Source organism: Synechococcus sp. CCY9202 (assembly GCF_034931685.1).
Lineage (GTDB): Bacteria > Cyanobacteriota > Cyanobacteriia > PCC-6307 > Cyanobiaceae > CBW1002.
Genome location: NZ_JAYGID010000027.1, coordinates 34,098 through 45,189, shown reverse-complemented (window position 1 = coordinate 45,189; position 11,092 = coordinate 34,098). Strand labels below are relative to the sequence as shown.

Annotated in this window: 11 protein-coding genes and 1 tRNA gene; 3 read left to right on the top strand and 9 right to left on the bottom strand. The window is 66.4% G+C overall.

Going from position 1 to position 11,092, the window contains the following annotated elements; all coding sequences use genetic code 11:
* Positions 1-13 precede the first annotated feature (13 nt).
* From VB777_RS03795 to VB777_RS03765, 7 genes are all read right to left on the bottom strand, one after another.
* The gene (locus VB777_RS03795) at positions 14-742 is read right to left on the bottom strand and encodes a GAP family protein (protein WP_197153956.1); all 729 of its coding nucleotides are present in this window, start codon (positions 740-742) and stop codon (positions 14-16) included.
* A gap of 16 nt (positions 743-758) precedes the next feature.
* Positions 759-1,397: a histidine phosphatase family protein gene (locus VB777_RS03790; protein ID WP_231597764.1), complete on the bottom strand. Its 639-nt coding sequence runs from the start codon at positions 1,395-1,397 to the stop codon at positions 759-761.
* A gap of 35 nt (positions 1,398-1,432) precedes the next feature.
* Entirely contained in the window at positions 1,433-1,735 is a 303-nt protein-coding gene (locus VB777_RS03785) for an acylphosphatase (protein ID WP_231597765.1), read from the bottom strand.
* Complete coding sequence (locus VB777_RS03780) at positions 1,732-3,165, bottom strand: cobyrinate a,c-diamide synthase (protein WP_323247206.1); 1,434 nt, start codon at positions 3,163-3,165, stop codon at positions 1,732-1,734. The genes VB777_RS03785 and VB777_RS03780 overlap by 4 nt, the downstream gene beginning before the upstream one ends.
* A gap of 32 nt (positions 3,166-3,197) precedes the next feature.
* Complete coding sequence (locus tag VB777_RS03775) at positions 3,198-4,496, bottom strand: glucose-6-phosphate dehydrogenase assembly protein OpcA (RefSeq protein WP_197153958.1); 1,299 nt, start codon at positions 4,494-4,496, stop codon at positions 3,198-3,200.
* 54 nt (positions 4,497-4,550) lie between these two features.
* Positions 4,551-6,074 (bottom strand): glucose-6-phosphate dehydrogenase, encoded by a 1,524-nt coding sequence (zwf, locus tag VB777_RS03770; RefSeq protein WP_197169707.1) that lies wholly within the window; start codon positions 6,072-6,074, stop codon positions 4,551-4,553.
* Positions 6,075-6,411: 337 nt separating this feature from the next.
* Positions 6,412-7,584, bottom strand: coding sequence for a phycobilisome linker polypeptide (locus VB777_RS03765; RefSeq protein WP_323247202.1), 1,173 nt, complete (start codon positions 7,582-7,584; stop codon positions 6,412-6,414).
* 244 nt (positions 7,585-7,828) lie between these two features.
* Here VB777_RS03765 and VB777_RS03760 point away from each other — a divergent pair, with 244 nt between their 5' ends.
* A complete protein-coding gene (locus VB777_RS03760) occupies positions 7,829-8,302 on the top strand; it encodes an SRPBCC family protein (protein ID WP_197159149.1) in 474 nt (157 codons plus the stop codon).
* A 143-nt stretch (positions 8,303-8,445) separates the two neighbouring features.
* Here the strand turns inward: VB777_RS03760 and VB777_RS03755 are convergent.
* Positions 8,446-8,518: transfer RNA gene (locus tag VB777_RS03755), tRNA-Glu, on the bottom strand.
* 113 nt (positions 8,519-8,631) lie between these two features.
* Positions 8,632-9,726 (bottom strand): histidine kinase, encoded by a 1,095-nt coding sequence (locus tag VB777_RS03750; protein WP_231598277.1) that lies wholly within the window; start codon positions 9,724-9,726, stop codon positions 8,632-8,634.
* 258 nt (positions 9,727-9,984) lie between these two features.
* Here VB777_RS03750 and VB777_RS03745 point away from each other — a divergent pair, with 258 nt between their 5' ends.
* Both VB777_RS03745 and VB777_RS03740 read left to right on the top strand, forming a co-directional pair.
* On the top strand, positions 9,985-10,566 hold the full coding sequence (locus tag VB777_RS03745; protein WP_323247200.1) for a hypothetical protein: 582 nt from the start codon (positions 9,985-9,987) through the stop codon (positions 10,564-10,566).
* 48 nt (positions 10,567-10,614) lie between these two features.
* The gene (locus VB777_RS03740) at positions 10,615-11,073 is read left to right on the top strand and encodes a cAMP phosphodiesterase (RefSeq protein WP_323247198.1); all 459 of its coding nucleotides are present in this window, start codon (positions 10,615-10,617) and stop codon (positions 11,071-11,073) included.
* Positions 11,074-11,092 lie beyond the last annotated feature (19 nt).

Genomic DNA, 11,092 nt, shown 5'->3' with positions numbered 1-11,092 from the left:
CTGCAGATATTGCTCAGCTCATCGGCAGCAGCAGGCCGTCAATGCCCTGCCAACCGAGATAGCCAGCCAATAGAAGGCTGACCCCCGCCACGATCAGTTCGCCCCGTTCAAACAGCCAGGTCTTGGCCCGCTTCAGCAGCGGCAGCACACGATCACTGCCCAGCAGCAGCACGGCGGCAAAGGGCACCAGCAGCAGCACGGTGCTGGCAAGGCTGAACAGCACGGTGATCAGCGCTTCCTGGCCCCGGCCCAGGCCAGAAGCCAGCAGGCTGCCGGCCGTCTTGGCATAGAGGAACAGGTCTTCGGGGCTGATCACCTGCAGCACGCCACTCAGTCCCAGCAACAGCGGCAGAGGCATGGCGCAGAAACGGTCCAGCTGGCTGGTCCAGCTGGGGGGCTGATCACCGGCGGCGCTGCGGCCCAGCAGTTCGCGCAGGCCCAGGGCCAGCAGGGCTCCGGCTCCGAGCAGATCGAGGCCGGTTCGATGGACCGAGCCCTTCTCCATGCCCAGCAGCAGGCCGTGCCCGATGGTCACCAGCAGAGTCACGGTGAGCACGGAGGTGAACAGCCAGCCCGCCACGAACCAGCCGCCCCGCCGCAGGGGGTGTGGACCGAGCAGCAGCAGGAACAGCAGCCCGAGATGGACCGGCGAGAACCCCACCGCCAGTGCGAAGGCGCCGAGCTCGCCCAGCAGGGCGGCGGGCAACGAAACGGACGATGCGGCGTTAGCAAGGATGGACATGGGTCGGTCGCTGCCTTCAGGGCCACTGCACCGGGGCATTCCAGCGCAGGATCACCCGTTGCTCCCGTTCCTGACCGAGCACACCGATACAGGCCGTGTCCAGCGCCAGCAGGGAACCGCCGGCCGCGCCCAGCCCCAGCCAGGTGCCGGCAAGGCTGCGCAGGAGATGGCCGTGGGCGAAGAGGGCCACCCGCGTGGGGGCAGCGGCAGGCCCGGGGTTCGCTCCAGCGGAGATCGGCGCTGCCGCCAGAGCAACGGCCTGGGCGATCACCCGCCGGCAACGCTGCTCCACGGCCTCCAGGGTTTCCCCCTCAGGGCAGGGATGGCTCCAGACCGTCCAGCCCGGAACGGAACGGCGGATCTCGGCGGTGGTGATCCCCTCATAGGCGCCGTAATCCCACTCCTGAAGGTCGTCGCAGGGGCTGGCCTGTCCGGCCAGACCGGCCAGCTCGCAGGTGCGCAAGGCCCGCTGCAAGGGGCTCACCAGCACCGCCGTGAAGCGATAGCGAGCCAGAAGCGGTTCCAGGGCACGGGCTTCCTCCTCCCCTTCCGGCAGCAGGGGCAGATCGGTTCGGCCGGTGTGGCGGCCGCTGCGAGCCCAGGCGGTGGCGCCATGACGCAGCAACCACAGTTCCAGAGGCGCAGCAGCGGGCAAGGAGGAGCCTGTGGATGTCGCCTTGGTGGAGTCGATCAGGAGCGCACCTCAAACCAGTCTTCGCCGGTGACCGGGATCTGGCTGGTCACCACCCGGTTGACGCGGGCATGGAGCGGGCCCTTGTCACACCAGAGTCTGAAGTCGTTGAGCTGGCTGAGCTGGCCTTCCGCTTCAATCTCCACCGTGCCATCGGGTCGGTTCCGCACCCAGCCAGCCAGACCCAGGCCCACCGCAGCGCGGCGACAGGCCTCGCGGTAGCCGACCCCCTGCACCACACCCTGGGCAATCAGGCGCCAGCGCATCAGGGGTGAGGCCGTGGGCGGCTCCCGGCGGCTCACGAAACTGGACGAAGTGTCAGGGGCGCGGCGCGGACGGCTGCGGCGGCCAGGCGTCTCGGTATCTTCGGGCAACCAGCCCAGTGGAGATGCAGCCAGGAAGCGTGCATCGTGCCGCTCGTCCATCCCTCCGCCCTCCGCGGATTTCCCCAGCCTTCAAGCTGCCACAGCCGGTCGCAGCTGGCTACGTCGCGCGACATTTCGGGATCATCTGTGAGCTGCCAGCGATGGAATTCATGGCCCACCAGCCGCTCTCCGCGGCGCACCAGCAGCCCGTCCCGTTCCCCCACGGCCTCCCGATAGCCGAGGCTGAGGCTGCCGCGACGGGCCGAGAAGGGCAGCAGCCCCGCCATCCCATGGCGGCGACCCTGCTGGTCTTCCAGAGAGCGGCCCAGCAGCAGCAGTCCGCCGCACTCCGCCACAAGGGGCACACCGGCGGCCGCGGCCTGCCTCAAGGCGCCGAGGCTGCGGTGAGCCGCCGCCAGCGCCGGGGCGTGCAGCTCCGGATAGCCACCGGGCAGCACCACAGCGCGGCAGCCGGCTGGCAGGGGCTCATCCGCCAACGGGCTCCAGGCCCGAGCCTCCAGGCCGAGGGCCCCCAGCAGTTCGGTGGCTTCCGGATAGCGGAAATGGAAGGCGGCATCGCTGGCGATCGCCAGCGGCAGGGGGGCGCCCTTGAGAGCGTCCCCTGCAGAGTCAGTGGCCACCGGCGTGAGGCACCAGCGGATCGGATCCTGCTGCTGGGGCAGGGCAGCCGGCGGTGAAAGCAGCGGCCAGACCCGCTCCAGGTCGAGATGGTGCTCCGCCAGCGCGGCCCAGGCCGCTTCCCGCGCGTCCAGGTCGTTGACTTCCTGCGGTGGCAGCAATCCCAGATGACGGGAGGGAAGCTCCAGGGCGGGCGACACCGGCAGAATCCCCAGCAGGGGCACGGCGATGGCATCGAGGGCCTCCCGCAGCAGGGCACGATGCCGGTCGCTGGCGACGCGGTTCAGCACCACCCCGGCCAGCCGCACCGGCGGTGGCCCGTGATCCCGGAAGCCCCGCACCAGGGCTGCGATCGAACCAGCCTGCCGCGAGGCTTCCACCACCAGCACCACCGGCAGATCCAGCAGGTCGGCCACCTCGGCTGAACTGCCCGCACTGGTGGGGCCGCGGCCATCGAACAGGCCCATGACCCCTTCCACCAGGCAGAGGTCGGCCCGGCTGCCATGCCAGTGGAAACTGCGGCGCACCCACTCGGGGCCACACAGCAGGGTGTCGAGGTTGCGGCAGGGCTGGCCGCTGACACGAGTCAGCAACTGCGGGTCGAGGTAGTCAGGCCCCACCTTGAAGGGCTGAATCCGCAGGCCCCGCCGCCGGGCCAGTGCTGCCAGGGAGAGGCTGAGCAGGGTCTTGCCGCTGCCGCTGGAGGGGGCGGCGATCAGGCAGGCCATGGGGTTGGGATGTCCGGCCCCGGGCCGGTTGCTCAGTCGGGCAGCAGCTTGGCAGCCAGAGGGGCGGCAGCGGCCAGCAGGGGGTTGGTGCTGTCGTGACCGCCGGACAGCAGGCGGGCCACCTCCATCTCCTCGCTTTCCGAGGGCACCGGCACCACCTCCTCAGCCAGCTCCATGCTGGCCACACCGCCGGCCTCGAGCCGCATGCAGCCACCGGATTCCGAGCAGAGAATCACGCACAGAGGTGGTCGGCCGATCGGTTCGCAGATCAGGCGCAGACCCACCAGGCTGCCCGGGTGGGTCTTGGGCACGCCCACCGGTACGGGCATCTGGCGGAAGCGCACCGCCACCCCATCGGTGCGCACAAAGTCAGCGCCGATCCCCTCGCCGAGGTCATCGCCTCCCACCCGGTAGCTGCTTTCGAGGTGCCAGCCGAGTCGATCGGCGATCCAGGCGGCCAGCAGCAACCCCTTCACCGGATGGGTTCCTTCCACGTCGATGTCGAGCTGCACCACATGGTTGAGCGCATCCCGGCGACTGGGGGGATCGAACACCATTGCCAGCGATTCGCGCCAGCTGCGCAGCCGCAGCCAGTTGAGATCATTGAGTGCCTGGCCGGCCTCGATCCGCTCCTCCAACACATCGAGGCAGCGCCGCGGCCGCCCCATGGAGCTGTCCACGATCAGCCGCCGTGCCACCGGTGCCAGGGATTCGAGCATCTCGGGGGCTTCGTCGAGGTAGCCGTTCCACCACACCCAGCAGGGCAGATCACTTCCCACCAGCGGGTTGACCAGATCCAGGCCCTGCTGCAGGGCGGCCATGCCACCGCGCAACACCACCACATCGCCGCAGGCCGGTCGGGTGCCGCCATCTTCAGGCAAGGGGCAGTAGGCCGCCACCAGGGTCTCCAGGGCTTCGGCCGGCTCCAGGGTGGGAGCCAGGGTGATCAGTCGACGGGGCATGTGGGCGCTGATCGCCCCATCCACATGGCGGCCGCGCAGATCGTTGGCCTTGCGATCGCCGGGCTGCTGGCCGAGGGACCAGGCCAGATCCGGCGCCAGCGGGGCCGTGCTGGGCGGCAGGCCGCAGTCGGGTACGGCGGCGACGGCCTCACGCACCAGGTCGTCACTGAGCAGGCCGGTGATCGGGCCATCGAGGCGGCCGGTGCGGATCAGGTGCTGCTCCAGCCAGGCCGGATCCCAGACCAGCAGGGTGAAGGTGGCGGCGCCGCTGGAGCCCTCGAGGTTGTGGGTCCAGAGGCGTTCCAGGTAAGGAGTCACCTCGGAGGGAGGTAGTTCCAGGGGCGCCTGAAGGGTGAGCTGGGTGGACATGGTGAACAGACGGAGGGCGCGGGATCTGAAGCGTTGGGGGTTGGTCTGGAGACTTCAGGGACGGCGCCAGGCCAGCTCGTCGTCGGCCAGCAGGCTGTCGGCTGCGGCGGGTCCCCAGGTGCGGGCTTCGTAGGGATGCACCGGCAACTGCCAGGGGGCTTCTTCGATCAGCTCCAGCAGGGGTGTGTAGAGGCGCCAGGCGGCCTCCACCTCGTCGCTGCGGGTGAACAGGGTGGCGTCGCCCAGCATGGCGTCGGCCAGCAGGCGCACATAGCCCTCGTCGGAGGGTTCTCCGAATGACTCGTCGTAAGAGAAGCCCATATCCACCGGACGGCTGCGCATGCCTGAGCCCGGTGCCTTCACCTCGAAGCGGAACTCGGCCCCCTCATCGGGCTGAATGCGCAGGATCAGCTGGTTGGGGGTGGGGGCACCCCCAGCCGCATCGAAGAGGTGAACCGGTGCCTGGCGGAAGGTGAGCACCACTTCCGAGAGGCGTTTGGGCAGCCGTTTGCCGGTGCGGAGGTAAAAAGGGACCCCCTGCCAGCGCCAGTTGTTGATGAACAGCTTCATGGCCACATAGGTCTCGGTGGTGCTGTTCGGATTCACTCCCGGTTCCTGGCGATAGCCGCTCAGGGGCCTGGTGGCGCTGCCACCAGCGGCGTACTGGCCGCGGACGCAACACTTCCAGGGTTCTGCCTCATTGGCCAGCTGGGCGGCCTGAAGCACCTTGGCCTTCTCGTTGCGCATCGCCTCGGGATCGAAGCGACCCGGCGGCTCCATGGTGGTGAGCGCCAGCATCTGGGTGAGGTGGTTCTGCACCATGTCCCGCAGGGCACCCGAGGTTTCGTAGTAACCGGCCCGTTCTTCCACGCCCACGGTTTCGGCGGCGGTGATCTGGACGTTGTCGATGTAGTTGCGGTTCCAGATCGGCTCGAAGATCGTGTTGGCGAAGCGCAGAACAAGGATGTTCTGGACCGTTTCCTTACCGAGGTAGTGGTCGATCCGGAAGACCTGGCGCTCCTTGGCACAGGCCTGCACGATGCGGTTGAGCTCCTGGGCGCTGCCGTAATCACGGCCGAAGGGCTTCTCGATCACCACCCGGCTGCGCTGCGGATCCTCGAGCAGGCCAGCCGCCGCCAGGGCACGGCAGCCACTGCCGTAGTGGGCAGGCGAGACCGAGAGGTAGAAGGTGCGGTTGCCACGGGTGGCCCGTTGCCGATCGATCTGATCGAGACGCTGGCCAAGGCGCACCACGTCGGCGGGCTGCTCCAGATCCACAGGCTCGTAGAACAGGCCGGAGGCGAACTGGGCCCAGGCCTGCTGGTGCTGTTCCACTTCCTCGGCCAGGGCCTCCGCCATGCGGCTGCGGAATTCCTCGTCGCTCCAGGGACGGCGGGCACAACCCAGCACGGCAAATTCGCTGGGCAGGCGGCGCTGGCGGAACAGCTCGAACAGAGCCGGGATCAGCTTGCGGTGGGTGAGATCCCCGCTCGCCCCGAAGATCACCAGACATTGCGGCGGGATCACCCGCTCCTGACGGAGCCCGACCCGGAGCGGATTGGTGAGGGTGACGGTCATCGCGTGGGATCCAGGCGCCTGTTCCCTCCTGTTTAACGAGGGCGGGGCTCCATCGCTGGAGCGCATCGGTTTTCGGCGGCTTCTGTCGGGAATCCCTGATCATGGCCGCGCCTGTCGCTTCACAATCCGCGCAGGTTCCGGCCGCTCAGGCATGACCCGTGCTCACAACACGCATGGGCCGCAAACAACAACCACAAAGAATGGCCTCAAACAGAGATAAAATGCTGGCCATAAAAAAGTCCGCCAAAGGCGGACTTGTCTGTTCTGAAGGCCTGATTGATTTGGGTCAAACGATTGTTGACGTTCGAAGCAGATCTGCGGATCAATCCGGTCTCGTTCAGTAGGTCTCGACGTGCCAGCGCTCGGCCTTCTTGAGCTGGGGACGCAGCTCAGACCAGTTGATTCCCTTGGCCGAGGCAGCGGCGGTCATGGCCTCGTCGATGCCGGGTTCCATGCCGCGCAGACCGCACATGTAGACGTGCGTCTTGGGATGTTCGATCATGGTGAAGATCTCATCGGCATGCTCGAGCACCCGATCCTGGATGTACATCCGGCCGCCCTTGGCATTCTGCTGCTCACGGCTGATCGCCTTGGTGTAGCGGAAGTTGTCGGGATACTGGCTCAGATAGTGCTCGAAGTCGGCGTCATACAGCAGGTTGGGGGTCTTGGGGACTCCCATGAACAACCAGGCCTTGCCCCGGAAGTTCCAGCCGTTCTTCTCGCGCTCGGTCGGTTCGAACATGCGACGCAGATAGGCCCGCATCGGAGCGATGCCGGTTCCGGTGGCCAACATGATCACGTTCGCCTCTTCATCCTCGGGAAGAAGCATCTCCTTACCCACCGGGCCGGTGATCTTCACCTTGGCGCCCGGTTCGATATCGCAGAGGAAGGTGGAGCAGACGCCGTTGATGGTCTCACCGTCCTTTTCGTACTGAAGCTGACGCACGCACAGCGACACGGTGTGGCCCGCCATGTTGTCGCCATGGCGGGTGCTGGCGATCGAATAGAGGCGCAGCTTGTGGGGCTTGCCGTTGGCGTCGCTGCCGTCGGGAATGATGCCGATGCTCTGGCCTTCCACGTAGTGGAGCTGGGGATCACCGCCGGCCAGATCAAACGTGATGTGGTTCACCCGGCCGATGGCGCCTTCCGCCAGGAGGCTGTAGTTCTCGGTGACAGTGCCGACGAAAGGGGATTTCGGCTTGTAGAGGTTGACCGGCACGGCGGCGTGGCTCGGAGCTGCTTTCACGGATTTGGGTGCTGGGGATGGGGCCTCGGGGGCAGGAGCGGCAGCCGGAGCCGGCTCAGCCTGGGTGGCTCCCTGGTCGGCGGGAACAACGGCCGTGATGCGTCCACCCTGCTGGGCGATGGTCTGGACCAGGGCCTGCATCCGGTTGTAGGGGACGGTGAAACGACGCTCCCCCTGGCGCTGCCGGCCCACCCCAAAGCCTTGGACCACAACGGTGAACATCCGCCCATCGGACTGAGTGGCAGCGCTGGTGGAGACACGCATTCGAGCTCAGTCCTCTCAAAAATCGGTTTGATCATAGAGAATCTGTGCCTGCCACTCCCAATCGCGGTTAGGGTTGCAGCTTCCAGGCCGATCCCACTCCAGAGTGCTCGGCTGGCGCCAACCCTCCCCACGAACCGTTCTGGTGCAGCCCTTGGCCACCGTTTCCGTTCCCGTCTCCCTCTCCCGCGCCCTGCAACTCCCCTCCAGCGAACCCAGTTGCAGACTCGACACCATCCAGCAGGAGATGGAGCGTCTTCCCCAAGGGACCAGGCGGCTCGCGGTCCAGTTGCGTCTTGATCTGGATCCTGGCTGGCTCTGGACCGTTCTCACCGATTACGAAGGGCTCTGCCGCTTCATCCCCAACCTGGCAGTCTCGCGGCTGCTCTGGCGCCGAGGCTGCACTGTGGGTCTGGAGCAGATCGGGACCCAGCAGTTCTGCGGTCTGCGTTTCAGCGCGGCGGTGGAGCTGGAGCTTCAGGAGCGTCAGCCTGAGGGGCGTCTGGATTTTCGAATGGTGCGTGGCGATTTCCGTCGCTTCGAGGGGGCATGGATCGTGGACCGGGATTCCTCCGGCACCTCCCTGCTGTACGAATTGCTGGTGCAAGGCAAACCCGGCATGCCGATCGGCCTGATCGAGCAGCGTCTGCGCGACGATCTCGCCGCCAATCTGCGTGGAGTCCAGCAGGAGGCCCTCAGGCGAGCAGCCCTGCAGGCCTGAGTCAACGGTTCTGCCCCTGAATCCGCGCCACTGCAGAAAGCCTGCAACGTGGCAAACCAAATCTGGCTCAGAAGGAAGATGCCAGATTGGAATGCAGAACGTCTGAGCACAAAAAAAGCGGCTTTCATGCCGCTGATCTTGCATACCCCCAAGGGGATTCGAACCCCTGTCGCCTCCGTGAAAGGGAGGTGTCCTAGGCCTCTAGACGATGGGGGCATGGACTCGGTGGGAACGGTTAGATGCCGCCTCGCCGATGGAGAGAACCTACGGTTCGGACGGACCCTTCGTCAAGCTGAAACGCCGGGCCGCAATCCCTTTGCCGAGGGTGTCTAGCTGGAAGGGTTAGGCGAACGCACCTGGCCATTCCAGACAGGAACGGTGACATGGAAACAGGCTCCACGCTCGGGCTCCGAGACCACCCAGATGCGGCCACCATGCACTTCAGCGATGCGGCGGCACACCGCCAGCCCAACCCCATAGCCGGATGTGCTGCCGGAGGTCTGGGGTAGGCGCACCCTGTCCTGGAAGATCCGTTCCTGCTCGTCGTCGGGGATGCCAGGGCCGCTGTCGCAGACGATCACCTCCACCCACTGGCTGGTGCGGTGCCAGAGGCGAAAACTGACGCGGCCTCCACCGGGTGTGTACTTGAAGGCGTTCTCCAGCAGGTTGAGGAACACCTGGCGCATGCGGCGTGGATCGGCAAACACATCCGGCAAGTCACCGGGGATGTCGGTGACCAGTTCCACTTCCCGGCCCACCCAGAGCTTCTCGAGTTCAAGGATGGCCTCCGCTGCCACATGACCCAGGGCGAGGCGCTGGGGATTGAACAGGGCTTCCCAGCGGGTGGTGCCCACCTCGAGTAATTCCTTGGAGAGAGACTCCATGTCGTCGAAACGTCGACGCAAGACGTCCCGAAAGCGGATCTCATCGATCTGGCCGAGGCAGTGGCTCTGCAGCGCCAGTTTGGCCACCGTGAGCGGGGTTCGCAGCTCGTGGGCCACCATCCGCAGCAGCTTTTCCTGGCCTTCCAGGCGTTCAATCAGGGTCTCGTTCTCCTGCCTCATCACCAGGAGCTGATCTTCCAGAAGCTGCTCGCGCGGTGTACGGCCACTGTCGACCAGGGGGGTCTCAAGCCCGACGGCCAGGGTGGCCGCGACCTCAGCCTGTTGCCAGCGCGGCACCCAGTTGCGCAGCTGCTGGGTGAGGGTGTTGCCAGCAAACACCTGCTTCGGAGCAGGCTCAAGTTTCACCAGGGCGGGTGTGGCCACCAGACGGTGCAGCTCCAGCAGCTCCGGATGCAGCACCGGATCCACGACCTCCAATCGCAGGTCCGCGGTGCAGTCCTCGCTTTTGAGATAGCGCATCAGGCTGCGCAGATCGGGTCCGGCCAGGTGCTGACGCGTGGCCACCAGCAGGAGTCTCAGCCCCCTGACAGGCGCTTCGGGGCCGTGATCTTCCGCAGCGGAGGGTGGCCACTGGTGGGGTGGCGAACCGGCATGGTCAGCAGTGTCGCGCAAGCGTTCGCCGCTTACGGGGGCATTCAGCACAGGTTCCGCCGCCACAGCCGCGCCTCCCAGGCAGCAGAGTCCACCCTATGCCGGGTGGCCAATCTGGCAGAACCCGTCTAGACCGTGGCGAGGGGAGGGCAGGCCCGATCCAGACCTCCAAACCGAGCTCCATTCATGCATCCTCTGATCGGCAGAAGGATTCCCGTCTCGGAGGGGGGCATGCCCGCACCGATTCACCGCAGCCGCATCCAGCTCGACAGCAGCCTGCGGCGCTGGTTCCACCGCAACCTGGGGCTGTGGCGGTCGCGGCGCACGCTCTACTTTCCCGACGACGAGATCCTGCAGCTCGATATCCAGCTGCGCATCGAGGAGATCAGCCCCTCGATCGAGGGCGAGACCGCCTACCGCTTCACCTGGTGGTCGGAGCACGCCGAGGGCCTGATCGAGCGCAAGCCTGGCTACCAGCGTGCGGGCTCAATCACCGCCCACCTCTGTGGGCACCAGTTGCAAGGGTCCTGCGGCTACCCGTTCAGGTCTCCCACTGAATCCCAGCTCCGCCAGGTCGACGAGCATGAACTCATCCTGAAATCCATCGACGAGGGCTGGCAGATCCTCGATCACATCCGCCTGGTGGATCAGGATCGTTTCCGGGCCCGCTCGATCTATGCCTGGTTGGACGGCAGCCTCCACCTGGTGGAGACCCATCACGATTCCCGTCTGCCAAGCGACACGCTTGCGGCTGTCCCGTCCGACTGACGGCCCAGGAACGATGCAGCAGCATGGAGGCTCACCATGGCCAGAGTCTTGACCTCCCTGCTAAGCCGTCGTTTTTCCCTGCTGGTTACTCCTCTTCTGGCCGCCCCTCTTCTGACACTCCCCCTGGTGCTGGATCCTTTGGCCGCCCTGGCGGCTCCTGCCACCGAGGAGGAGATGTCGCTCTACACCCGCATCGCGGCGGTGAATGTCTGCATCGCCCGCTCAGCCGGGGTGGAATTCGACAAGGCCGTGAGCATCGCTGGTGAGACCATCGCCCAGCTGATCCAGGGCCAGCACGATGGCGCCATCCAGCAGGTCGGCAGCAAGCCCCTCTCGATCGAGGAGCTGCGGCGCGGTTCGATCAATTCGGCCGTGCTTGGGGCTTCCGAGGTGTGCCCCAAGGATGTGCCACCCGAGGTGATGAAAAAGGTGCAGGAGGCTCTCAAGCAGAGCGAGGCAGCTCCAGCGCCTCGGGGCGCGGCCGCCCCGGGGCCCACGGCCCAATAGGTCGAGTTGTCTCAACCGT